The sequence below is a fragment of the Acutalibacter caecimuris genome (assembly GCF_034335085.1).
Lineage (GTDB): Bacteria > Bacillota > Clostridia > Oscillospirales > Acutalibacteraceae > Acutalibacter > Acutalibacter caecimuris.
In genome coordinates, this window is record NZ_JAWXXJ010000033.1 from 1 (window position 1) to 24,246 (window position 24,246).

Here is a 24,246-nt window from a genome sequence, read left to right on the forward strand (position 1 = left end):
CGGGTGGGTGGGGCGATGCCGTGGACGTGGGCAAGCCGGCCCAGGCACCACGCAGTGGCACCCCTTGCGCTGGTACGGACAAGAGGCTGAAAAATCCCTTTGTGGGAAGCAAATAAAGTGACGAAGGATCTTATATATTTATATGGAAAGGCAGGTGGTCGCAATGACCATCAAAGAACTGGCCGGGCTATGCGGCTGGAAACTGCTGGCCGGGGAGGACGGCCAGGACAACCCGGTAGAGGGCTGCTATGTAGGCGACCTGCTGAGCTGGGTGATGGGCCGGGCCCAGAGCGGCAATGTATGGCTGACGGTGATGGGCAACCTGAACGCCATTGCCGTGGCAGCGCTGGCAGACACCAGCGGCATTGTGCTGTGTGAGGACTCTGCCCTGGACGCGGACGCCAAAAAACGGGCGGATATGCAGGGCATCCCGGTGTACGGCTGCGAACCGAACCTGTACCAGACCGCCATAAAGGTGTATGAAGCCCTGGAACCAGCGCCATGAGGGAGTACGCCTATGATCTGCACATCCACTCCTGCCTTTCACCTTGCGGCGACAACGACATGACCCCCAACAACCTGGTGGGCATGGCGGCGATGATGGGGCTGGAGGTCATTGCCATAACCGACCACAACACCTGTAAAAACGCCCCGGCTGTGATGCAGGTGGCAAAGGAGGCGGGGATATTGGCGGTGCCGGGCATGGAACTGTGCACGGCCGAAGAGGCCCATGTGGTCTGCCTGTTTGAAACGCTGGAGGGGGCTATGGACTTTGACCGGTACATAGAACAGAATATGCCGCACATCCAGAATAAGGCGGAGATATTTGGGGAGCAGCGGATATTGGATGCCAACGACCAGATGGCCGGCACCCTGGACAGCCTGCTGCTGGTGGCCTCTTCTATAAGCGCCGACCAGGTGAAGGGCCTGTGCCAGCAGTATGGGGGTACGGCGTTTCCGGCCCATGTGGACCGGGACTCGTACAGCGTGATCGCGTCGCTGGGGAGCATCCCCCCGGAGGGGGGGTACACGGTGGCCGAGGTGACCAGGGAATGTGACCTGGCGGCCTTACAGGCCCAGTACCCGGAGTTGAAGGGCATGGGCATTGTGCGGGACTCGGACAGCCACTATTTGGAAGCGCTGGCTACATCGGAGGCGCGGAAAATTGCCCTGCCGGAGCGCTCGGCGGCGGCTTTGCTGGAGGTGCTGGGGACAGGGGCTATCCGGTGCGCAGGAGGGTAGGGGCCCTTTGCCGCCTTTGCCGGGGCGGGCGTTTGGGCGCAGACCGGTATGCGTCGTTTGATATCGATAGCGGATATCGATATTGTGGTAACTATTACCAGATGTATCGATAAAAGATGTTGGAAATTGTTGTTCTTTTGCGGATGATTCCTTTTTAGAATTATAATCCGCGGCAGTTTTGATATATTTATACTATTCCAAGCAGTAAGAAAGGAAGATGGTCGATTTATGCAAAAACGTATCAGCAGCCTGCCTTTCCATGATACCGCGGAACAGGCGCAAAAGCTCGACACGGTAATAGCTGGGCTGAAGGGCCAGGCCGGGGCAGTGATGCCGGCTTTGCACCAGGCTCAGGAGATTTATGGATACCTGCCCCTGGAGGTGCAGAAGAAGATTGCCGACGGCCTGGAAGTGCCGCTGGAAGAGGTTTACGGGGTGTCCACGTTCTACTCCCAGTTCAGCCTGACCCCCAAGGGGCGCAACCATATCTCGGTGTGCCTGGGCACGGCCTGCTACGTGAAGGGGGCCGATAAGGTGCTGGACCGTATTGTGGAGAAACTGGGCATTCAGCCGGAGGAGTGCACGGAGGATGGGCTATTCAGCCTGACGGCTTGCCGGTGCATTGGCGCCTGCGGCCTGGCCCCGGTTATGATGATCAACGAGGACGTGTACGGCCGCCTGGTGCCGGAGGACGTGGACGGCATTTTGGAGAAGTACGCCGAGTAAGCCACGGGCCGGCGGGTGGCAAAGGAAAGGGAAAGCCATGAGCGACGCGCAGTGGAGGGTGTCCCTGGAACTTTTGGCCCAACTGGTGGAAACCAAGGCAGACACAGGCGAGGAGGCCGCCGGGATTATCCGGGAGGCAAAAAAAGAAGTGGAATGGTGGTCTATGTTCAGGAAAGACCAGTAAGGAGGCTGCCATGCGGGAACTTTCTTTGAACGTAATGGATATAGCACAGAACTCTATTACAGCGGGGGCCAGCCTGATTACCATTGCGGTGGAAGAGGATGTGGCGGGGGACACCCTGTCCATCAGCATCAGCGACAATGGCAAGGGGATGACGCCCGAACAGGTGGCGCACGTGACCGACCCGTTTTTTACCACCCGCACCACCCGAAGCGTGGGGCTGGGGGTACCGCTTTTTAAGATGGAGGCGGAGATGACCGGGGGGCATTTCAGCATCCAGTCAGTGGTGGGGGAAGGCACCACGACCACGGCGGTGTTCAAGCCCTCCAGCGTGGACATGATACCGCTGGGGGACATCAACGGCACGGTGGGGATGCTGGTGATGATGAACCCGGAGTTGGACTTTGTCTACAGCCGGCGGATACGGCCGGCAGAGGGGGAAGAGCGGGAATTTGCGCTGCGCACCACGGAACTGCGGGCGGTGCTGGGGGAGGACGTGCCCCTGAACGCGCCGGATGTGACCCAGTGGGTAAAGGAGTTTCTGGAAGAGAACACAGCGGAACTGCTGGGGGAGGCAGGCGGCTGAAGGCGAGGCCGGATGTGTGAAACCTGCCCCAGGATGCAAGCCTGAAGGGCCAGCGAGCAGGGCGCCCGCACTTGGCGCCCGGAGAGCCCGAAAGGCGGCGAGCGAGCGGCCGGGACGGCCCGGCCCGGATCAGGCGATAAGCTTTATCAATATGAAAGGAGCCAGTTATATATGAAATCATTAGCAGAACTGCAGGCGATCCGTGACAAGGCCCGTGCCTCTGTCAATATCCGCGAGAACGCCGAGGCCGAAACCAGGGTACTGGTGGGTATGGCCACCTGCGGCATTGCCGCCGGGGCCCGCCCGGTACTGACCGCCTTTGTGGAGGAAGTGGCCAAGAGAGGGCTGAAAGACACAATGGTGACGCAGACAGGCTGCATTGGAATATGCCAGTATGAGCCGGTGGTAGAGATCATCACCCCGGGCCAGGAGAAGGTTACGTATGTGAAAATGACCCCTGAGAAGGCCGTGCGCGTGGTCAACGACCATTTGGTGAACGGCAATGTGGTTACGGAATATACCATTGGCGCCAATGCCATCGGCGCGAAGTAAGAGAAGGAGGATATAACCTATGTTTCGATCTAACGTGCTGGTCTGCGGCGGCACCGGCTGCACCTCCTCTAACAGTGAGCAGATCATCGAAAAGCTCAATGAGGAGATCAAGGCCCAGGGCCTGGAAAAAGAAGTGAACGTGATCCGCACCGGCTGCTTTGGCCTGTGCGCGCTGGGCCCCATTATGGTGGTGTACCCTGAGGGCGCGTTCTATAGCCGCGTTACAGTGGATGACGTGCCGGAGATCGTTTCCGAGCACCTGCTGAAGGGCCGTATCGTCACCCGCCTGCTGTACCAGGAAACGGTGGTGGACGAGAACACCACAAAGAGCCTGAATGAAACGACCTTCTACGCCAAGCAGATGCGGATTGCCCTGCGCAACTGCGGCGTTATCAACCCGGAACTGATTGACGAGTACATTGCCCAGGACGGCTACGCGGCGCTGGGCAAGGTGCTGACCGAGATGACCCCCCAACAGGTGATTGACACCATGCTGGCATCCGGCCTGCGGGGCCGGGGCGGCGCCGGGTTCCCCACGGGCCTGAAGTGGAAGTTTGCGGCGGCCAACCAGGCTGACCAGAAGTATGCCTGCTGCAACGCCGACGAGGGCGACCCGGGCGCGTTTATGGACCGGTCTGTGCTGGAGGGCGACCCCCACAGCGTGCTGGAGGCCATGGCCATTGCCGGCTATGCCATTGGGGCCAGCCAGGGCTACATCTACATTCGGGCCGAGTATCCCATTGCGGTAAAGCGGTTGCAGATCGCCATTAACCAGGCCAGGGAGTACGGGCTGCTGGGCAAGAATATCTTTGATTCCGGCTTTGATTTTGATATTGATATCCGTTTGGGCGCGGGCGCTTTTGTGTGCGGCGAGGAAACCGCGCTGATGACCTCGATTGAGGGCAAGCGGGGCGAGCCCAGGGTGCGGCCCCCCTTCCCGGCGCTGAAGGGCCTGTTCGGCAAGCCAACGGTGCTGAACAACGTGGAAACCTATGCCAATATCCCCCAGATCATTTTGAAGGGCGCGGACTGGTTCAAGTCTATTGGCACGGAGAAGTCCCCCGGCACCAAGGTGTTTGCTTTGGGCGGCAAGATTACCAACACAGGCCTGGTGGAAGTGCCCATGGGCACCACCCTGCGGGAAGTGGTGGAGGACATTGGCGGCGGCGTGCCCGGCGGCCACCAATTTAAAGCGGCCCAGACCGGCGGCCCCTCCGGCGGGTGCATCCCGGCCAGCCTCATCGACACCCCCATTGACTATGACAACCTGATCGCCATCGGTTCCATGATGGGCTCCGGCGGGTTGATTGTTATGGACGAAACCACCTGCATGGTGGATATCGCCAAATTCTTCCTGGAGTTTACGGTAGACGAGAGCTGCGGCAAGTGCACCCCCTGCCGGGTGGGCACGAAACGCCTGTTGGAGATTTTGGATAAGATCACCAAGGGCAACGGCACCATGGAGGACATCGACAAGATGGAGGAGCTGTGCTACTACATCAAGGAGAACTCCCTGTGCGGCCTGGGCCAGACGGCCCCCAACCCGGTGCTTTCGACCCTGAAGTACTTCCGGGACGAGTATGAGGCCCATGTGAAGGAGCACCGCTGCCCGGCCGGGGCCTGCAAGGCGCTGACCAACTTCCATATTGAGGCTGACAAGTGCAAGGGCTGCACCCTGTGCGCCCGTAACTGCCCGGTGGGCGCCATCTCCGGTAAGGTGAAGGAGGCCCATGTCATCGACACCGAGAAGTGCATTAAGTGCGGCGTGTGCATGGAGAAGTGTAAGTTCAACGCCGTTGTGAAGAAGTAACCGGGGCGTAGCTGCGGGCCTGCCGGGCTGTGGCGCAAAGCCCCCGGACATACCCGATGAAGAGTCCCCACGATAATCCCGAAAGGAATGATGATAAGTCTATGGATATGGTCAACGTTAAAATCAACGGCGTGGACTATCAGGTGCCGAAGGACGCGACGATCCTGGAGGCCGCGCGCCATGCGGGCATTGATATACCCACCCTGTGCTATTTAAAGGACATCAACCAGATTGGCGCGTGCCGGATGTGCATGGTGGAAGTGAAGGGCGCGCGCTCCCTGGCGGCGGCCTGCGTGTACCCGGTGAACGACGGGATGGAGATTTTCACCAACTCGCCGAAGGTGCAGGAGTCCCGGAAGATGACCTTGGAACTGCTGCTGTCTGTGCATGAGCGCAAGTGCCTGACCTGTGAGCGTAGCGGCAACTGCGAACTGCAAAAGCTGTGCGCCGACATGGGCATTGAGGAGGACAGCCGCTTTGAGGGCGCCATGCCCGCAGGCAACAAGGACCTGTCTACCCAGTACCTGGAGCGCAACAACGCCAAGTGCGTGCTGTGCCGCCGGTGCGTGGCCGCCTGCCAGAACCAGCACGTGGCGGTCATCGGCCCCAATAACCGTGGCTTTGACACGGAGATCGGCTGTGCCTTTGAGAACCCCTTGAACGCGGTATCTTGCGTGGCCTGCGGCCAGTGCATTGTCAGTTGCCCCACCGGGGCCCTGACCGAGAAGGACAACACCCAGGAGGTCATCAACGCCATCAACGACCCGGAGAAGATCGTCATCGTGCAAACCGCCCCGGCGGTGCGCGCGGCTTTGGGCGAGGAGTTCGGCCTACCCATTGGCACCAATGTGGAGGGCAAAATGGCCGCTGCCCTGCGCCGCCTGGGCTTTGACAAGGTGTTTGACACGGATTTCGGCGCGGATATGACCATTATGGAGGAGGCCCACGAGTTTATCGACCGGGTGAAAAACGGCGGTACCCTGCCCATGATCACCTCCTGCTCCCCGGGGTGGATCAAGTTCTGCGAGCACTATTACCCCGACCTGCTGGAGCACCTGTCCAGTTGCAAATCTCCCCAGAACATGACCGGCGCCCTGATCAAGACCTGGTATGCCGAGAGGGAGAACCTGGACCCCCAGAAGATCGTTTCTGTTTCCGTTATGCCCTGCACGGCCAAGAAGTTTGAGATCAAGCGGGAGGACGAGGCTGCCGCCGGTTTGCCGGATGTGGACATCAGCCTGACTACGCGGGAGCTGGCAAGGCTGATTAAGAAGGCCCAGTTGAACTTTACCGCCCTGCCTGACGAGCAGTTTGACGACGCGATGGGCGTTTCCACCGGCGCGGCGGTGATCTTTGGCGCCACCGGCGGCGTGATGGAGGCCGCTTTGCGTACCGCTGCCGACGTGCTGACCGGCGAAAGCCAGGATTCCATCGAGTACAAGGAGATCCGGGGCACCGAGGGCATTAAAGAGGCGGTGTACAAGGTGGCCGGCATGGATGTGAAGGTGGCGGTAGCCAGCGGCCTGAGCAATGCCGACAAGATTTTGAAGAAGGTACGGGCCGGCGAGGCGGATTACCAGTTCATCGAGATTATGTGCTGCCCAGGCGGCTGCGTGAACGGTGGCGGCCAGCCTGTACAGAGCGCCAATACCTGGGCTTACAATGACATCAAGACCCTGCGTGCCAAGGCCCTGTATGACCAGGATAAGGCCATGCCCCTGCGCAAGTCCCACGACAGCCCCGCGGTGAAGAAGTGCTACGAGGAATTCTTGGGGGAGCCCGGCAGCCATAAGGCCCACGAGATTTTGCATACCAGCTATGTGAAACGGGGCAACCAGTTCTAAGATAACAGTTGGATAGAGATGGCCCCGGGCCCGGCATTGCCGGGCCCGGTTTTTTTGCCCGCCGGGGGAGGGCGCCGGCTTAAGAAGGAAATGGATGGAAGGGTAGCGGGCGCCGGCTCAACCGGGCCGGCCCTGCTTTTGAACGAAAACGATAGGAGGGGTTATGAAGTATATCGTATGGGATTGGAACGGCACCCTGCTGGACGATGTGCCCGTGTGTGTGGCGGTTATGAACGGGATGCTGGAGCGGCGGGGCCTGCCGGTTTTGACGGTGGAGCGATACCGGGAGATCTTCACCTTTCCGGTGGAGGGGTACTACCGGGCGGCCGGGCTGGATTTGGAGCGGGAGGCCTTCCCGGTGCTGGCGGAGGAGTACATTACCGAATATAACCGGCGGGCCCTGGGCTGCGGGCTGTACCCCGGCGCGGTGGAAACATTGGCCCGTATGGAGGCGCTGGGCTACACCCAACTGCTGGTATCGGCCTCTCAGCGGCAGGCCCTGGCAGAGCAGGTGGCGGGCTGCGGGGTAGGAGGATGGTTCCGGGCGGTACTGGGGATAGGGGACTATCTGGCTGTGGGGAAAGCCGGGCTGGCGGGGGCATACCTACAGGAGCAGGGGGCTGCCCCGGCAGATGCGCTTTTTGTGGGGGACACCCTGCACGACTGGGAAGTGGCCGCGGGGCTGGGCTGCCGCTGTGTGCTGGTGGCAGGGGGGCACCAGAGTGTGGAAAGGCTTAGGCAAAGCGGGGCGGTTGTTGTGGCCGGCATAGGGATGCTGGAAAGGGCCATCAGCCTATAAAATCAGGTGAAAACACCGGGATCAGGGACAGAAAGCCCTGGGCCCAGTGTTTTTGCCTGCCGGGGACAGCAGGTCAGGGGCCGGGGGATGCAGGTGGGGTAAAACCCCTTGCGTTGCCCGGAAGAAACCGCTATACTGGGGCTGTGGCCACAAAACCGGACAGGAAAGGAGCGGGCTATGAAGATCAGGATAGAAGAGGAGCCAAGCCTTGAGGAGGCGGAGGTGGTGATCCGCTGCCGGCCGGGGGACAGCCAGGCGGCACGCCTGTTGGCGGTGCTGGGAGAGTTGCAGCCGGCCCGGAAACTTACCGGGACCAGGGAGGGCCAAACCTACCTGCTGGACACCGGGGAAGTGCTGTACATCGATACGGTGGATAAGAGGACATTCCTATATACCCGCGAGGCTGTATATGAGAGCGAATTGCGGCTTTACGAACTGGAGGCGCGGCTGAAGGGCCAGGACTTTTTCCGGGCCAGCAAGTCGGCGCTGGTGAATTTTAACGCCATACAGTCCCTGCGGCCGGACCTGGGCGGGCGGCTGCGGCTGACCATGCAGGGCGGCGAGGCGGTCTATGTTTCCCGGCAGTATGCGCCAGGGCTGAAGGAGCGGCTGGGGCTATGACGGGTACCCATCCTATATATAATGAAAGGAGATACCGATGAAGAAACTGATAAAGACGGTAATGGAACTGAAAAGCTGGATATGCCTGAGTTTTACGGCCGCGATGCTGATCTACCTTACTGTGGAGTTTGTGCGGGCCTGCCTGGACGGCCACGGTGGGCTGGGGGAGATCTGGGAGGCGTTTGCAGGGGGCAGGATGCAGTATGGGCTGATTTTGCAACTGTTCACCCTGTGCGCGTGCATCAGCCTGCTGCAATATGTGTTTTTCTCCGGCAGGGTGCTGAAAAAGCCCAGCTATAGCCTGCGTATGGCGGTGTTTGCGGTGCTGTGCTTTGGGCTGTGCGTGCTGTTTGCCGGTGTGTGCCGGTGGTTCCCCATGGGGTACCCTGGCGCATGGGTCAGCTTTACGGTGATTTTTTTAGTGGCTTTTGGGGGCATTAGCCTGGGGTTTGAATTGTACTACCGGGCTGTGGGCGTAAAGTACGACGCGGCCCTGGGCAGGCGGCAAAGTGAGGGGAAAAATGACGAATCGATGAACAAAACGTAACATTAAAAAAACTCTTTCCCATAGGGGTTGACAAGCCCGGCAGTTGGAGCTATAATGTTTACGTTGTATTGTAACATCTACGACGCACACCCCTGCCTTTTCGGCGGATGGGAGGGATATGAATGGCTGAGATACGGCTCAAGGAAAACGAGTCTCTGGACAGTGCCTTGCGGCGCTTTAAGAAACAGTGCGCACGCGCCGGCGTGATCCAGGAGGTTCGCAAGCGCGAGGCTTATGAAAAGCCCTCGGTAAAGCGCAAGAAAAAGTCCGAGGCGGCCCGCAAGCGGAAGTATAAGTAAGGTCTGACAGCAAGACCCGGTAGGGGGACAGGCATAAGGCGTGCGGGGCACGCCATACGCCTGTATGGGTTTTGGGGCCGGGCATAGCATCAGGGATTGGGTGGCCGTTTATGAGAGCGTGTGGGTTCTCCATATGCTTTCAGGTTACAAACCTGAAAGAAAGCGGGCAGCTTGCCCGCTTTTTTGTTCCCGACAAGGAGGACCAATATGGGTATTTTTACACCGGCTACCCTTTGCGGCCGGGTTACGGACATTACCCCGGCGGCTTTGCGGGGCCTGGGGGCCCAGGCCGTGCTGCTGGATGTGGACAACACCGTGGCGGCCTATACCTCCCACCAGCCGTTGCCTGGGGCAATCGCCTGGGCACAGGGGCTGGTGCAGGCGGGGTTTAAGGTGGTTATCGTATCAAACAACTACAAAAAGCGGGTAAGCGCGTTTGCCGCCCGTTTTGGGCTGCCCTGCATCAGCTTTGCCCTAAAGCCCCTGCCTTTTGGCTATTTGCGGGCGGCCCGGCTGCTGAAGGTACCGCCCCGCCGCTGCGTGGTGATAGGCGACCAGATCTTTACCGATGTGCTGGGGGCCAACCTGTGCGGTATGCGCTCTGTTTTGCTGACCCCGCTGGAGCCGGAGGAAGGGTTTACCTTCCGGGTGCGGCGGTATTTGGAACGGGGCTTGCGGCAGCGGTTTTCGGCGGAATTCCATGATGCGGGGCACGGAAATCGTGATAGGATGAAAGGATGATTTGAGATGAAAAACCCCATTGAGCGGATTGCGGAAAAGCTGATTGGTACGGACAGCCAGAAGGCCATTATGGTCTATTCGGAGCGGAACCGCCGGTATTTTACCGGGTTCCCGTCTGACGCGGGGGCGCTGCTGATCACGGCGGGGGAGGCCTATCTGTTACAGGACTTCCGCTATGAGGAGGCGGCCAGCTACTCGGCCAAAAACTGCACGGTGGTCGGCTTTACGGACTTTAAGGAGAAACTCTGCGAACTGCTGGAAAAGCACGGGGCCAAGCAGGTGTACATGGAGGTTAACAAGCTTTCGGTGGCGGACGCCCGGATTTTTGAAAAGCTGTTCCAGGAGCATGGCATGGAGGCTGTGTTGGACGACACCCTGGACAAGGCCATCAAGGAGCAGCGGATGATCAAGTCCCCGGAGGAGGTGGCTAGGATCGAGGCCGCCCAGGCTATTACCGACGCGGCGTACGAACATATCCTGCCCTTTATCAAGGAGGGCGTGACCGAGCGGGCGTTGGCTTTGGAGATCGAGTTCTTTATGCGCAACAACGGGGCCGAGGCCGTGGCCTTTGACCTGATTGTGGCCGCGGGCAAAAGCGGCTCCCAGTGCCACGCGGTACCCGGCATGAATACGGTGCAGAAGGGCGATTTCATCACGATGGACACCGGCGCCATGCTGGACGGCTACCATTCTGACATGACCCGCACAGTGGCCCTGGGCCATGTGAGCGACGAGCAGCGGAAGGTTTATGAAACCGTGTTGCAGGCACAGTTGGCGGTTATCGACGCGGTGAAACCCGGTATGCTGTGCTGCGACGTGGACAAGATCGCCCGGGACATTATTGAAAAGGACTACCCCGGCACCTTTGGGCACGGGCTGGGCCATGGGGTGGGCTTTGAAATTCACGAATGGCCGGCGTTCTCCCACCGGGACAAGACCCCCTGCGCGCCGGGCATGGTGATCACCGACGAGCCGGGCATCTACGTGCCCGCCAAGTATGGGGTACGCATTGAAGATATGCTGCTGGTAACAGAGGACGGCTGCCGGAGCCTTACCAAGTCGCCGAAAGAACTGGTGGAACTGTAAGGCAGCAGGCCGGAAAGCCGGGGCAGGCCCACGCCGCAGCGGGCGGCTGGGTGCGCGCCCGGCAAAAAGGGAAAAATGTGTGGATTTTCCTTGAATTTAGCGGCAGAATATATTAGAATAAAGAGAGAATGAGCAGGCAAGAATATTTGGGAGGTTTTTTTATGGTAACGGCAGGCGATTTCAGGAACGGCGTAACCTTTGAGATGGATGGGAACGTGTTCTCCATCATTGAGTTCCAGCACGTAAAGCCGGGTAAGGGCGCGGCCTTTGTGCGCACGAAGATCCGCAATGTGATCTCCGGGGCAGTGACCGAGCGGACGTTCAACCCCAGCGACAAATTCCCCACCGCGTTTATTGAGCGCAAGGATATGCAGTACCTGTACAGCGACGGCGACCTGTACTACTTTATGGATACGGAAAGCTATGAGCAGATCCCGATCAACAAGTCGGAGCTTTCTGACAACTTTAAGTTTGTGAAGGAAAACATGGAGTGCAAGGTGCTGTCTTACAAGGGCAATGTGTTTGGCGTAGAGCCCCCCAACTTTGTGGAACTGGAGATCAGCAAGACCGAGCCTGGTGTGAAGGGCGACACGGCGACCAACACCCTGAAACCCGCTACGCTGGAAACCGGCGCGGAGATCCGGGTGCCGCTGTTCATCAACGAGGGCGAAATGGTGCGCATTGACACCCGCACGGGCGAGTATATGGAGCGCGCCTGAGCGGACAGGGCATGATAAGCATTAGGCTGAAAACAGAAAGAATGAGGTAAAATTATGACAAATAGTGAGCGGGCATCCTATATCAGGGGCATGATGGACGGCATGGAACTGGACACCAACGCCAAAGAAACCAAGCTGTTCCACGCTATGGCTGAGTTGCTGTCTGAGTTGAGCACCACAGTGGATGAACTGGAGGACGAACTGAGCGAGTTGGCCGAGCAGGTGGATGAGGTAGACCGGGACCTAGGCGACCTGGAAGAAGAGTATTACGGGTTGGACGACGAGGACTGCGGGTGCCACCACCATGACGAGGGGGAGGGCTGCGGCTGCCACCATCACGGCGGTGGGGAAGGCTGTGGCTGCCACCACCATCATGAGGCCATATTTGAGGCCATTTGCCCCAACTGCGGGGAAAATATTGAGCTGACCGAGGAGATGTTGGCCGAGGAGCAGATGCTCTGCCCCAACTGTGGCGAAACCCTGGAATTTGACTTCGATGACGAGGACGACTTCGAGGAGGAAGAGGGGGAAAGCGCCGGCGAGGAGAGCAGCGAGGAATAACCTGCTGTGGCCCCTCGGTGCAAAGTCTGTCTTGACAAACCGGGCAGAAAATGGTAGAATATCTCCGTTATGGGGGAGTAGTCGGCTGTGCGCAGGTGGACTGCGGCAGCAGCTAGGCCAACAATCATGGGCAGGCGGCCCTGCCCTGGTTTAGCTTGAAACGACCAGACCTGTGCGGCTGTGGCTTTATGCCCAGCGGCGCAGGTCTGTTTTTTATACAGTGGGGTTTGGGGCATACTAACCCCATACCAAAACACTAAAATGCAAAAAAGAGAGGAAGAGGCAAATGGAATTTCTGTGGGAGGGCCTGTTATCCGTTACCTGGCAGCAGGCCGTGATGTACCTGGTAGGGGCGGTGCTGATCTGGCTGGCGATTAAGAAGGACTACGAGCCGGCCCTTTTGCTGCCCATGGGCTTTGGGGCTATTTTGGTGAACCTGCCCCTCTCCGGCGTGCTGAACCAGACCATGCAGGGCGTGGGGGAAACCCAGGGTATCATCCAGTGGCTATTTGAAACGGGCATTGAGGCGTCGGAGGCGTTCCCCCTGCTGCTGTTTATCGGCATTGGGGCCATGATCGACTTTGGGCCCCTGCTCTCCAACCCCAAGATGTTTTTGTTTGGGGCGGCGGCGCAGTTTGGCATCTTCCTCACCATTGTGGTGGCGGTGGTGTTGGGGTTCGATATCCGGGACGCGGCCAGCATCGGCATTATTGGCGCGGCGGACGGGCCTACCTCCATTTTGGTAAGCCAGGTGCTCCGCTCCAGCTATATCGGGCCCATTGCGGTGGCGGCATACTCCTATATGGCCCTGGTGCCCATTATCCAGCCGATGGCCATCAAGGCGGTGACCACCAGGAAGGAGCGCTGCATCCGTATGGAGTACCGGCCCAATGCCGTGAGCAAGACCACCCGGATCCTGTTCCCGATCATCGTCACCATTGTGGCCGGGCTGGTGGCGCCGGCCTCGGTAAGCCTGGTGGGTTTTTTGATGTTCGGCAACCTGATACGGGAGTGCGGGGTGCTTAACCGGCTCTCGGAAACAGCCCAGAACGACCTGGCCAACCTGGTGACGCTGTTGCTGGGTATCACGATCTCTTTCTCCATGCAGGCAGAGCGGTTTGTGACCGTGGAAACCCTGATGATCATGGCCCTGGGGCTGTTCGCCTTTATCTTTGACACGGTGGGCGGCGTACTGTTTGCCAAGCTGCTGAACCTGTTCAGCAAGAACAAGATCAACCCCATGATCGGCGCGGCGGGCATTTCGGCGTTCCCTATGTCCGCCCGAGTAGTGGAAAAGATGGGGATAGCGGAGGACAACCAGAACCACCTGCTGATGCACGCGGTGGGCGCCAATGTGTCCGGGCAGATCGCCTCGGCGGTGGCTGGCGGCATTGTGCTGGGATTTTTCATGTGAGAGGAGGAGGGCGTTATGGTATGCAAGCAATTACTGGATGTTTCGGTTGGCATGATTGGCGGTGCGGACGGCCTTACCAGTGTTTTTGTTGGGGGCAGCCTGCCCGCTGACCTGGCCGAGGCCCTGCGCATTATGGGCAACGGGATGCTGGGCATCTTTGTGGTGATCGGGCTGATTGCCATGATTGTGGCGCTGTTGGGCCGCATGGGCAACGGGCGCCCCTGAGCCTGCTGCGGTTAAGTGGATAGGGAAAGCGCGCCGGCGGCCCTGGGCCTGGGCGCGCTTTTTTGCCGCCCTCCGTTTGCAGGAGCGCCCGGCCGCTCCTGGCAAAGGGTGGTGGGATTTCTAAGAACTAGCCTGCTATAGGGGGCTGGTTTCCCTGTTTTTTGCAGGAAACTATGTTTTTCTTGCGCTTTTCCCCATTTTGCGATATAATGATTACTGTTATCTGCTATCATACCAAATTGTTGAGGAGCGCTTTTTATGGACAAACAGCTTACCATCTGGCTCGTGATCGGTATCTATGCCATTTTTATGCTGGCGGTGGGGATCCTCTACTCCCGCAAGGGCAGCGATATGGCCGCCTTTACGGTAGGCGGCCGCAGTGCCGGGGCGTGGATCTCTGCCCTTTCTTACGGTACTGCCTATTTTTCGGCCGTTATGTTCATCGGCTATTCCGGCGGCTCCGGCTGGAGCTACGGCCTGTGGAGCGTGCTGGTGGGCATTGGCAACGCGGTATTCGGTTCGTTGCTGGCCTGGCTGGTGCTGGCCAACCGCACCCGCGCCGTTACCCGGCAATTCGACATCAAGTCCATGCCCCAGCTTTTCGAAAAACGCTTTGGCAGCCCGGCCATGCGGCTTTTTGCCTGTGTGGTGATCTTCCTGTTCCTGATCCCCTACTCGGCCTCTGTGTACAAGGGGCTTACCAGCGTGTGTTCGGTGATCCTGGGCATTAACGAGCAGGTCTGCATGATCATGATTGCCATTGCCTCGGCCCTGCTGCTGGTGCTGGGCGGGTATATTGCCACCCTGAAGGCGGACTTTGTACAGGGCTTTGTGATGATGGTGGGGGTGTCCGCGCTGATCGTGCTGGTGGTGCTCTCCCCCCAGGTAGGCGGGCTCAGCGCAGGCATGGGCAGGATGGCGGCATATATGCGCGCCCATGAGATGGCCCCCCTCTCCGGCAAGGCGGCGCTGGCCCTGGTGTCTACCATCCTGATGACCAGCTTTGGTACCTGGGGCCTGCCCCAGATGGTGCACAAGTATTATGGCATCCGGGACAGCCGGGAGGTCAGGCGGGGTACGGTGATCTCCACCGTGTTTGCCCTGCTGGTGGCCGGGGGCGGGTACTTTATCGGGTCCTTTTCCCACCTGTTTTTCGGCGACGCCATGCCGGAGGGCGGCAAGGACTTCCTGGTCCCCCTGATGTTGGACACGGCTGGGCTGCCCAACCTGCTGATCGGTGTGATCCTGGTGCTGCTGATTTCCGCTTCCGTGTCTACCCTGTCCAGCATCACCCTGACAGCCTGCTCGACGGTGTCTATGGATCTGGTCAAGCCCCTGCTGGACAAAGGGGGTAAAAAAATGGACGACCAGAACCTTACGGCCCTCACCCGGATCCTGTGCCTGGTGTTTGTGGTGCTCAGCTACTTTATTGCCAACTACCCTACGCCGATTTTGGAAATGATGTCCTATTCCTGGGGGATCATCTCTGGGTCTTTCCTGGCCCCCTACCTGCTGTCGCTGTACTGGAAGGGCGTCAACCGTACAGGGGCCTGGGCCGGGATGCTGGGAGGCTTTTTAACGGCCTTTCTGCCCGCGGCGGCCTCCGGGTTCACCACCCCGGACGGGCCCTTGTTTGCCTGCCTGGCCATGGTGGTAAGCTTTGCGCTCTGCTTTGCTGGCAGTAAGCTGGCCGCCGCCTTTCGGTGGCCTGGCTGGGAGGCCCAGGAGGGGTTTGTGCAGGCCGCCGGCTCCCCGGCGGACGGAGGGCATAAGGCGCGAAAAAGCCCTTGACTTTTATGGCATAAAGGCATACAATGGCCGTAAGCACGGCAAATAATTTGAGAGCGAGGATAAGAGATGCAGGACAAATACTTAGGCATGACCCCGCCTATGGGGTGGAACTCCTGGAATACCTTTACCTGGAACATCAACGATGGGCTGATTCGGGAAACCGCGGACGCCATGGTAAGCACCGGGTTGCGGGACGCTGGGTACGAGTATGTGGTCATTGACGACTGCTGGAGCCTGAAACAGCGCAACGGGCAGGGCGAACTGGTGCCTGACCCGGAGAAGTTCCCCAACGGCATGAAGGCCGTGGCCGACTACGTGCACAGCAAGGGGCTGAAGTTTGGTATGTATTCCTGCGACGGCACCCATACCTGCGCGGGGTACCCCGGCAGCTTTGAGCATGAGTTCCAGGACGCTGCCACCTTTGCCAGTTGGGGTGTGGATTACCTGAAATACGACAACTGCTACAAGCCCCGGCATATGGACGGCGAAATGCTGTATAAGCGTATGAGCCTGGCCCTGCGCAACTGCGGGCGGGATATCCTGTTCTCTGCCTGCAACTGGGGCCATGACGATGTGTGGAGCTGGATCCAGGGCAGCGGGGCCCAGATGTTCCGCTCTACCGGCGACATCCAGGACAACTGGGCGTCTATCAAAAACCTGGCCCTGTCCCAGATGGACAAGACCGCGTTCTCCGGCCCCTTCTGCCACAATGACATTGATATGCTGGTGGTGGGGATGCACGGGGGCAGTAACAATGAGTTTATTGCCAGCGTGTTGGGCGGCTGCAATGACGTGGAGTACCGCACCCATTTCTCCCTGTGGGCCATTATGAACTCCCCCCTGATGATCGGCTGCGATATCCGCAAAATGAGCGACTACACCAAAGAAACGCTGACCAACCCGGATATCATCGCCATCAACCAGGATATTGAGTGCCGGGGGCCCTATGTGGTGCCTGGCGCTGACCCGACTGCGCTGATGTCCCTGGTCAAGCCCATGAGTGACGGCAGCCTGGCGATTGGTATGTTCAACCTGGGCGACGCCAGGGCGGAGATCAACCTGCCCTTCTGGGATATGGGTATTCCGGCTGCCGCGGGCATTGGCCTGGAGATGTACAACTGCTGGACCCACCAGGACGAGGGCCTGTTTACCGAGCGCTATGTGGCGAAGGTAGACCCCCATGACTGTGTGATGCTGCGGGCCAAAGTGGCCAAGGCCCGCTAAGGTGGCCAACTACATCACCTGCCGCCAGTGCGGCGCCGGCTTGGGGCTGGACGACCGGGCTATCTACAAAAAGCTGGTGGACCGGGGCGCGGAGGATTTTCTGTGCATTGCCTGCCTGGCACGCTACTTTAACGTGCCCAGGGAGGCTATTGAAAGGTGTATCCGTTACTTCCGGGAAAGCGGGCAGTGCACCCTGTTCCGTTAAGGCTGTAAGCCCGGCCGGCGGCGGGGAACAATACCTTAGGGGGCTTTCTTTATAAGAAAGCCCCCTAAACCTTGGGCTACGCATATCTGCGGGCTTTGCCGTCATACTATAAATCAGCAGGGAAAAGGTGACGGGCGCAGCGGCGCGGAAGGTGGTTGGTAATATGTGCACTTGTATTGCAATGAAAACCCAGGACGCCTATTTTGGCAGGAGTATGGACATTGACTACCGCTTTGGGGAGAAGGTGGTGGTTACGCCCAGGGGGTATGTGTTCCCGCTGAAAAACGGCCAGCGGTTGGAAACCTGGTACGCGATGGTGGGTATGGCTGCGGTAGCGGGGGAATACCCCCTGTATGCCGAGGCAGTCAATGAAAAGGGGCTGTGCATGGCGGGGCTGAATTTTACGGGCAACGCCCGTTACAGGGAGTCGGAGCCCGGCAAGCTGAACCTGACGCCCTATGAGTTTATCCCCTGGGTGCTGGGGAATTTTGCCGGTATGCAGGAGGTGCGCCGGGAGCTGCGGGCAGTTAACCTGACAGGGGTGCCTTTTTCCAGGACAACCGGGGTGGCGGAACTGCATTGGATGATCAGCGACGGCACGGACTCGGTGGTGGTGGAGCAGACCAGCGCCGGGCTGCACGTGTACGATAACCCGGCCGGGGTGCTGACCAATAACCCGGAGTTCCCCTTTCATCAGATGAACCTGAACACCTATATGAACCTGAGCTGCCGCCCGGCGGAGAACCGGTTTTCTGCCGGGCTGGGGCTAAAGGCCTACGGCGCGGGCATGGGGTCCATTGGCCTGCCGGGGGATGACTCGCCCACTTCCCGGTTTATCAGGGCCTGCTTTTGTAAGATGAACTCCCTGTGTGCCACCGATGACGCCAGTTCCATCGCCCAGTTTTTCCACATCATGGAGGCGGTTTCCATCGTGCGGGGGGCGGTGATGCTGGAGGACAGCAAGTGCAGTGTGACCACCTATACCTGCTGTGCCAATGCTACCCAGGGCGTGTACTACTACCGCAGCTACGGCAACAGCCAGCTTACGGCCGTGCGCCTGACGGAAGAGAATAAATCTGCCCCCCGCCTGACGGTGTTTGACATGGAGGAAACCCAGCAGGTGCGGTATATGAACACGCCCTAGGCCCTACCCGCCGGGGGCGCTACTGGACAGGAGAATGCAAAATGATCATAGACATACACACCCACAGCTTTCCGGATAAAATAGCTGCCGGAGCCCTGGGGAAACTTAGCGCGGCCAGCCACACCCGCCCCTTTACAGACGGCACGGAAAGGGGGCTGCGGGCCTCTATGGCCGAGGCCGGGATCGGGCTTTCGGTGGTGCTGCCGGTGGCCACGGCGCCCCGGCAGGTGGAACACATCAACGACGCCTCTGCGGCCATCAACCGGCATACGGGGGAAACGGGGATCCTCTCCTTTGGCTGTATGCACCCGGATTACGAGGACTGGCACGCCGAACTGGCACGCATGAAGGCTTTGGGCCTGAAGGGGGTTAAGCTGCACCCGGTATACCAGGGGGTGGATTTTGACGATATCCGCTACCTGCGCATACTGGAACGGGCGGGGGAATTGGGCCTGATTGTAACAACCCACGCGGGGCTGGATGTGGGTTTTCCGGGCGAGGTGCGGTGCTCGCCCCAAATGGTGCGCCGGGCGGTTAGCCAGGTGGGCCCGGTGCATCTGATTTTGGCCCATATGGGCGGCTGGCGCAACTGGGACCAGGTGCTGGAACTGTTGCCGGATATGCCGGTGCTGCTGGACACCAGCTTTTCCACAGGGCGGATGTGCCCCCTGGAGGACGGCTATTACCGGGAAGAGGAACTGGAACTACTGGACAGCCAGCGGTTTATGGAACTGGTACAGGCCTTTGGGGCCCGGCGGGTGCTGTTTGGCAGCGACAGCCCCTGGGGCAGCCAGTCGGAGAGCCTGGCCTGGCTGGAGGCGCAGCCGCTGGCAGCAGCAGATAAGGCGGCCATTTTGGGCGGCAATGGGGCCAAGTTGCTGGGGCTTGCTTGAAAGGTTGGAAAGCCGGAAACGGCGTTGTTTGCCATAGGCGGTTATCTGTTCTGTTTTTTGCTATGCAGATATGCAGGTAAGCGCAATAAAAAAAGAAAGCGGGGGGATCCCCCTGCCTCCTTTTTTGTTGCGGGCCTTACAGCTCGGCAATGCTTTCCTGGTTCACCAGCTTGATGCCCCGGGCGGCCAAGGCCGTACCCGCTGCCTTTGTGTCCTGCACCCGGAAGATCATATAGGCGTGGTCTACGTCGCCGCCACCCAAAAAGGCATACATATACTCCACGTTTACGGCGGCTTCCCGCAGTACCTCCAGCACCTTGTGCAGGCCGCCGGGTTCGTCGGGGATCAGCACAGCCAGCACCGGAGTCAACTGATGGATAAACCCGCCGTCTTTAAGGACGGTGGTGGCTTTATACACGTCGTCCACAATAATGCGCACAATGCCAAAGTCATTGGTTTCCGCCAAAGAAAGCGCCCGCATATCCACGCCGCTTTCGGCCAGCAGCCCGGTCATAGTGGTCAGCGTGCCGGGCTTGTTCTCTAAAAACACCGAAATCTGGTTGACTGTCATAGGTGTTCCCTCCCTGTATCAAATCTTCCGCTTGTCGATGATGCGCACAGCCTTGCCCTCGCTGCGCACAATGGATTTAGGCGCCACCAGCGTTACCTTGGCTGTCAGCCCCAGCATAGAGCGCAGGCCCTCTACCAGTTCCTTCTGCCGGGCGGCCACGTCGCCCAGGTTGTCGGTGAACATCTCCGGGGTCATCTCCACCTGTACGTCCAGGGTGTCGGTGTTCTTTACCCGGTCCACAATGATCTGGTAGTTGGCCGGGTAGCCGTGGCTTAGCAGCACCGTTTCGATCTGGGACGGGAACACGTTGACGCCCCGGATGATCAGCATATCGTCTGTGCGGCCCTGGGGTTTCTGCATCTTCACATGGGTGCGGCCGCAGGGGCAGGGCTCCCGGTTAAGGGTGCAGATATCGCGGGTGCGGTAGCGCAGCAGAGGGAAAGCCTTTTTGGTAATGGATGTGAATACCAGTTCCCCCTGGGAGCCTTCGGGCAGCACCTCGCCGGTGTCCGGGTCAATGATCTCCGCGATGAAGTGGTCCTCGTTGATGTGCATCCCGGTTTGGGCCGAGCACTCAAAGGACACGCCGGGGCCGGAGAGTTCCGTGAGGCCGTAGATGTCATAGGCTTTGATGCCAAGGGTTTCCTCAATATCCCGGCGCATTTCCTGGCTCCAGGCCTCGGCCCCGAAGATGCCGGCTTTCAGGGGGATCTCGTCGGGGGAGAGGCCCATTTCCTTCATGGTTTCGCCGATGTAAGCGGCATAGGAGGGGGTGCAGCACAGGATGGTGGCGGACAGGTCCCGGATGAACATGATCTGCCGCTCGGTGTTGCCGGAACTGGTGGGGATGGTCAGGCAGCCCACCTTATGGGAGCCGCCATTGAGCCCCGGCCCCCCGGTGAACAGGCCATACCCGTAGCTGACCTGGCATACATCCTCGTTGGTGCCCCCGGCGGCCATGATAGCCCGGGCGCAGCAATCTTCCCACAGGTCAATATCCGCCTGGGTGTAGAAGGCCACCACCCGCTTGCCCGTGGTGCCCGATGTGGACTGGATGCGCACGCAGTCCTTGAGGGGCACGCCCAGCAGGCCGTAGGGGTAGGCGTCCCGCAGGTCGGCTTTGGTGAGGAAGGGCAGCTTGTGCAGGTCATCCGAGGATTGGATGTCAGCGGGGGTCAGGCCCTTTTCCACCATTTTTTTCCGGTAATAGGGCACGTTGCCCCACACGTGCTGGACCTGCTCCACCAGGCGCTGGTCCTGCAGGGCCTTGATCTGCTCCCGGGGGGCGCATTCGATTTCCGGTTGATAGTAGCGTTCCATGTTACTCAGTCCTTTCTAGATGGTAGGGCTTACAGGCCGGTTACGGTTTCCTCCAAGGGTTTTCTTCCCGTGTGCATGGACGAGGGCGCCGTGTCCTGGGCGGGGTAGCCCATCAGCAGCAGGCTCACCGGTGCCCAGTTTTCCGGCAACTAAAACGCGGCCTGCACCGCCTCCGGGATAAAGCCCATCACCCAAGTGGAGAAAGCACATGGGGGGTTCCCCTTTCCGGCGCTCAGGCGCGTTGGCCTAGGGCGAAGGCATTTTGGTTTACCTCCAGGAATTTTGGAGGCACACAGCTCTCAATGGCCTCCTGCCAGGCGGTTTCCGAAAAACCGAAGTAATGGCTGAGCCGGCCCAGCAGCACCAGGTTCACGGCCCGCAGGTTCCCGGCCTGCTCGGCCAGCGCCAGGCAGTCCAGGGCGTCTACCTTCGCCCCGGCGGCGGTCATTTTTTCCAAAAGCCCCTGTGGGTAGGCTGCCGCGCCGGTGATCACCGGCATGGGGTCGATCTGCTGGGTGTTGGTGACAATGCGCCCGCCGGGTTTCAGGTACTCCATCCACCGGGCCGCCTCCAGCAGCTCAAAGGAAACAATGGCGTCTGCCTGTCCTTTGTCGATTACCGGCGAGGCCACTTTTTCACCGTAGCGCACATAGGTGACTACGCTGCCGCCCCGCTGGCTCATGCCGTGCACCTCGCTGACCTTCACGTCAAAGCCCTGGCCCATCAGCAGGTGCCCCAGCAGCTTGCTGGCCAGCAGGGAGCCCTGTCCGCCTACGCCCACGATCATGATGTTCTTGGTGTCCATTATTCCGCCTCCTTTAACGCGTTAAAGCCACACAGTTGGGCACACACCCCGCAGCCTGTGCATTGGGCGCTGTCAATAACAGCCTTACCCTCCCGGATGGAAATGGCCGGGCAGCCGATCTTCATGCAGGCCTTGCAGCCCCGGCAGTGGGCCGGGTCGGCCACAAGGGCTGGCAGGCGGGGCACGGACTTCAGCAGGGCGCAGGGCCGGCGGGAGATGACCACCGAGGGCTCATCCGCAGCCAATTCCTCTTTGATGGCGGCCTGGCAGGCAGCCAGGTCATAGGGGTCTACCACCCGTACCCGCCGGATGCCCATAGCACGGCATAGGGCCTCCAGGTCGATCTTCCCTGCCGGATCCCCCCGCAGGTTAAAGCCGGTGGTGGGGTTCTGCTGGTGGCCGGTCATGCCGGTGATGGAGTTGTCCAGGATGATCACGGTGGAGTTGGACTGGTTATAAGCCACGTTGGCAAGGCCGGTCATGCCGGAGTGCACAAAGGTGGAATCGCCGATGACAGCCACGGTTTTGCCTTCGCTTTCGACCCCCAGGGCCTTATTAAAGCCGTGCAGCCCGCTGACGGAAGCCCCCATGCACAAGGTCATATCCATAGCGGAGAGGGGGGGCATGGCCCCCAGGGTATAGCAGCCGATATCCCCCAGCACCGTGCAGTGCAGGCGGCTAAGGGCATAGAACAGCCCCCGGTGGGGGCAGCCGGCGCACATTACCGGTGGACGGCCGGGCAGTTCCTCCCCCAGGGTCGTGCCTGTGGGCACGGGCAGCCCCAGTTTTTGGGCGATGATATTCTGGCTCAACTCCCCGGCCAAGGGGAAGAGTTCCTTGCCGGAGAGGCGCAGCCCCAACCCCCGGCAGAAACCTTCCAGGAAGGGGTCGCCCTCTTCCACCACCACCAGCCGGTCCACCCCGGCGGCAAAGTCCTGGATAAGTTTTGTGGGTAGCGGCCAAGCCATGCCCAGTTTAAGCACAGGGTATGTATCGCCGCAGGCCTCTTTTACATACTGGTAGCTGGTGCTGCCGGTGATGATGCCCAGGGCGTGGTCACGCCCCGCCTCCTGGCGGTTGATAGCCGCGGTTTCGGCCCACTGGGCCAGATCCAATAGCCGCTGCTCTACCACAGGGTGGCGGCGCACGGCATTGGCAGGGGCCATGACATATTTCTGCGCATTTTTTTCATAGGGTTTCACCGCCGTCTCCACCCGTTGGGAGAGTTCTGCCACAGACTGGGAGTGGGCCACCCGGGTGCACATTTTCAGCAGCACCGGGGTGTCAAACTGCTCAGAGAGTTCATAGGCCAGCTTGGTAAAGGCCAGGGCCTCGGCGGAATCCGAGGGCTCCAGCATGGGTAGCTTGGCGGCCCGGGCGTAGTGGCGGGAATCCTGCTCGTTTTGGGAGGAGTGCATGGCCGGGTCGTCGGCCACCGTGATCACCAGCCCGGCGTTCACCCCGGTGTAACTCATGGTGAACAGGGGGTCTGCGGCCACGTTCAGGCCCACGTGTTTCATGGCGCAAAAAGCCCGCTTGCCTGCCAGCGACGCCCCAAAGGCCGTTTCCAGCGCCACCTTCTCGTTGGGCGCCCACTCGCAGTAGATTTCCGGGAACTTGGCCGCCTCCTCTGTAATCTCTGTGCTGGGCGTGCCTGGGTAGCTGGACGCCACCCCGCAGCCCGCCTCATACAGCCCGCGGGCTACTGCCGCGTTGCCTAATATCAGCTTTTTCATGGTTGATGTGTACCTCCAAGGTTTTTTAAGGTCGCCTTCGGCTAAGTAAGGGCCTTTAAAAGCCTTTGAGCCCTTATGGGCCCCTGTGCGGCCAGGGCAGACGGTAAAACGGAACGCTTTCCGTTTTTAGGGCGCTCTCATACCGCCGGCAAGGGTTTTTTGCAAAACGCAGCCGAAGAGCAGAGCGGGGGCGTGCCCCCTATAGGCAAGCCTGCTTACAGGGTTGGTATCTCGTAGTCGATGCAGGCGCGGTCTATGCGGATGGCGCCCACAAACTGCCCAAAGGCCACATGGGTAGGGGAAACCTGGTACTCGTTCAGTTTTTCCACGCTGTCAAAGTCGAAGATCAGCGCTACGTCGTAGTTGGCGTTGGGGGTGCCGGGGGCATTGCGCACCACCTGTGCGGCGCGGATCTGGGGCAGCTTAGCCAGTTCCTTCCCCCGGACGAGGAACTCGGCGATATGTGCCTCTTTACCGTCCTCTTTCAGCGTAAACATACAAATATGCCGTATCATATAAAGTATCCTCCCTCAAAGTCAGGCGCCGGTATGCTTACCGGCCCCATTCAATCGCTATAAAAGTGTACAGCCGCTCCCTTTTAGCA

Annotated in this window: 28 protein-coding genes; 23 read left to right on the forward strand and 5 right to left on the reverse strand. The window is 59.7% G+C overall.

The genetic code is table 11. The features are described 5' to 3' along the window. Positions 1-163: 163 nt before the first annotated feature. From U8U01_RS14895 to U8U01_RS15005, 23 genes are all read left to right on the forward strand, one after another. Positions 164-505: a hypothetical protein gene (locus U8U01_RS14895; RefSeq protein WP_322175880.1), complete on the forward strand. Its 342-nt coding sequence runs from the start codon at positions 164-166 to the stop codon at positions 503-505. Continuing rightward, positions 502-1,242: a PHP domain-containing protein gene (locus U8U01_RS14900; RefSeq protein WP_322175883.1), complete on the forward strand. Its 741-nt coding sequence runs from the start codon at positions 502-504 to the stop codon at positions 1,240-1,242. The genes U8U01_RS14895 and U8U01_RS14900 overlap by 4 nt, the downstream gene beginning before the upstream one ends. 228 nt (positions 1,243-1,470) lie before the next feature. Next, positions 1,471-1,968 carry an NADH-quinone oxidoreductase subunit NuoE gene (gene nuoE / locus U8U01_RS14905; protein ID WP_322175885.1) on the forward strand — a complete coding sequence of 166 codons (498 nt, stop codon included), beginning with the start codon at positions 1,471-1,473 and terminating at the stop codon, positions 1,966-1,968. Between the two features lie 37 nt (positions 1,969-2,005). Next, the gene (locus tag U8U01_RS14910) at positions 2,006-2,152 is read left to right on the forward strand and encodes a hypothetical protein (RefSeq protein WP_322175886.1); all 147 of its coding nucleotides are present in this window, start codon (positions 2,006-2,008) and stop codon (positions 2,150-2,152) included. Positions 2,153-2,162: 10 nt separating this feature from the next. After that, positions 2,163-2,735: an ATP-binding protein gene (locus U8U01_RS14915; RefSeq protein WP_322175889.1), complete on the forward strand. Its 573-nt coding sequence runs from the start codon at positions 2,163-2,165 to the stop codon at positions 2,733-2,735. 171 nt (positions 2,736-2,906) lie between these two features. Further along, on the forward strand, positions 2,907-3,287 hold the full coding sequence (locus tag U8U01_RS14920) for a (2Fe-2S) ferredoxin domain-containing protein (protein ID WP_322175890.1): 381 nt from the start codon (positions 2,907-2,909) through the stop codon (positions 3,285-3,287). Between the two features lie 19 nt (positions 3,288-3,306). Beyond that, a complete protein-coding gene (gene nuoF, locus U8U01_RS14925; protein WP_322175893.1) occupies positions 3,307-5,097 on the forward strand; it encodes an NADH-quinone oxidoreductase subunit NuoF in 1,791 nt (596 codons plus the stop codon). A gap of 101 nt (positions 5,098-5,198) precedes the next feature. After that, positions 5,199-6,941, forward strand: a complete 1,743-nt coding sequence (locus U8U01_RS14930; protein WP_322175953.1) for an NADH-dependent [FeFe] hydrogenase, group A6 — start codon at positions 5,199-5,201, stop codon at positions 6,939-6,941. 163 nt (positions 6,942-7,104) lie between these two features. Then, a complete protein-coding gene (locus U8U01_RS14935; protein WP_322175896.1) occupies positions 7,105-7,740 on the forward strand; it encodes an HAD family hydrolase in 636 nt (211 codons plus the stop codon). A gap of 177 nt (positions 7,741-7,917) precedes the next feature. Further along, the gene (locus U8U01_RS14940) at positions 7,918-8,361 is read left to right on the forward strand and encodes a LytTR family DNA-binding domain-containing protein (protein ID WP_322175898.1); all 444 of its coding nucleotides are present in this window, start codon (positions 7,918-7,920) and stop codon (positions 8,359-8,361) included. 37 nt (positions 8,362-8,398) lie between these two features. Continuing rightward, entirely contained in the window at positions 8,399-8,908 is a 510-nt protein-coding gene (locus tag U8U01_RS14945) for a hypothetical protein (RefSeq protein ID WP_322175901.1), read from the forward strand. Between the two features lie 122 nt (positions 8,909-9,030). Then, the gene (gene rpsU, locus U8U01_RS14950) at positions 9,031-9,207 is read left to right on the forward strand and encodes a 30S ribosomal protein S21 (protein ID WP_016404966.1); all 177 of its coding nucleotides are present in this window, start codon (positions 9,031-9,033) and stop codon (positions 9,205-9,207) included. Between the two features lie 207 nt (positions 9,208-9,414). Continuing rightward, on the forward strand, positions 9,415-9,948 hold the full coding sequence (locus U8U01_RS14955) for a YqeG family HAD IIIA-type phosphatase (protein WP_322175903.1): 534 nt from the start codon (positions 9,415-9,417) through the stop codon (positions 9,946-9,948). 6 nt (positions 9,949-9,954) lie between these two features. Continuing rightward, on the forward strand, positions 9,955-11,034 hold the full coding sequence (locus U8U01_RS14960; RefSeq protein WP_322175906.1) for a M24 family metallopeptidase: 1,080 nt from the start codon (positions 9,955-9,957) through the stop codon (positions 11,032-11,034). 161 nt (positions 11,035-11,195) lie between these two features. After that, entirely contained in the window at positions 11,196-11,753 is a 558-nt protein-coding gene (gene efp / locus U8U01_RS14965; protein WP_322175908.1) for an elongation factor P, read from the forward strand. A gap of 54 nt (positions 11,754-11,807) precedes the next feature. Next, complete coding sequence (locus U8U01_RS14970; protein WP_322175910.1) at positions 11,808-12,314, forward strand: CD1247 N-terminal domain-containing protein; 507 nt, start codon at positions 11,808-11,810, stop codon at positions 12,312-12,314. Between the two features lie 286 nt (positions 12,315-12,600). Continuing rightward, positions 12,601-13,728, forward strand: a complete 1,128-nt coding sequence (locus tag U8U01_RS14975; protein WP_322175912.1) for a sodium ion-translocating decarboxylase subunit beta — start codon at positions 12,601-12,603, stop codon at positions 13,726-13,728. A gap of 15 nt (positions 13,729-13,743) precedes the next feature. Further along, positions 13,744-13,953 (forward strand): hypothetical protein, encoded by a 210-nt coding sequence (locus U8U01_RS14980; RefSeq protein ID WP_322175915.1) that lies wholly within the window; start codon positions 13,744-13,746, stop codon positions 13,951-13,953. A 258-nt stretch (positions 13,954-14,211) separates the two neighbouring features. After that, complete coding sequence (locus U8U01_RS14985) at positions 14,212-15,744, forward strand: sodium:solute symporter family protein (RefSeq protein ID WP_322175918.1); 1,533 nt, start codon at positions 14,212-14,214, stop codon at positions 15,742-15,744. Between the two features lie 66 nt (positions 15,745-15,810). Then, on the forward strand, positions 15,811-16,968 hold the full coding sequence (locus U8U01_RS14990; protein ID WP_322175921.1) for a glycoside hydrolase family 27 protein: 1,158 nt from the start codon (positions 15,811-15,813) through the stop codon (positions 16,966-16,968). 1 nt (position 16,969) lies between these two features. Next, positions 16,970-17,173: a hypothetical protein gene (locus tag U8U01_RS14995; protein ID WP_322175924.1), complete on the forward strand. Its 204-nt coding sequence runs from the start codon at positions 16,970-16,972 to the stop codon at positions 17,171-17,173. Between the two features lie 163 nt (positions 17,174-17,336). Further along, positions 17,337-18,317: a choloylglycine hydrolase gene (gene bsh, locus U8U01_RS15000; RefSeq protein ID WP_322175927.1), complete on the forward strand. Its 981-nt coding sequence runs from the start codon at positions 17,337-17,339 to the stop codon at positions 18,315-18,317. A 41-nt stretch (positions 18,318-18,358) separates the two neighbouring features. Continuing rightward, positions 18,359-19,210: an amidohydrolase family protein gene (locus U8U01_RS15005; protein ID WP_322175930.1), complete on the forward strand. Its 852-nt coding sequence runs from the start codon at positions 18,359-18,361 to the stop codon at positions 19,208-19,210. Between the two features lie 136 nt (positions 19,211-19,346). Here U8U01_RS15005 and U8U01_RS15010 read toward each other — a convergent pair whose 3' ends face one another. From U8U01_RS15010 to U8U01_RS15030, 5 genes are all read right to left on the reverse strand, one after another. Next, positions 19,347-19,781 (reverse strand): ACT domain-containing protein, encoded by a 435-nt coding sequence (locus U8U01_RS15010; RefSeq protein WP_322175932.1) that lies wholly within the window; start codon positions 19,779-19,781, stop codon positions 19,347-19,349. Positions 19,782-19,799: 18 nt separating this feature from the next. Then, complete coding sequence (locus tag U8U01_RS15015) at positions 19,800-21,101, reverse strand: phenylacetate--CoA ligase family protein (protein WP_322175935.1); 1,302 nt, start codon at positions 21,099-21,101, stop codon at positions 19,800-19,802. A gap of 232 nt (positions 21,102-21,333) precedes the next feature. Further along, positions 21,334-21,906, reverse strand: a complete 573-nt coding sequence (locus tag U8U01_RS15020; protein ID WP_322175937.1) for an indolepyruvate oxidoreductase subunit beta — start codon at positions 21,904-21,906, stop codon at positions 21,334-21,336. Beyond that, the gene (gene iorA, locus U8U01_RS15025; protein ID WP_322175939.1) at positions 21,906-23,642 is read right to left on the reverse strand and encodes an indolepyruvate ferredoxin oxidoreductase subunit alpha; all 1,737 of its coding nucleotides are present in this window, start codon (positions 23,640-23,642) and stop codon (positions 21,906-21,908) included. Before iorA ends, U8U01_RS15020 begins: the two co-directional genes overlap by 1 nt. A 215-nt stretch (positions 23,643-23,857) precedes the next feature. After that, entirely contained in the window at positions 23,858-24,157 is a 300-nt protein-coding gene (locus U8U01_RS15030; RefSeq protein WP_322175941.1) for a Dabb family protein, read from the reverse strand. Positions 24,158-24,246: the final 89 nt, after the last annotated feature.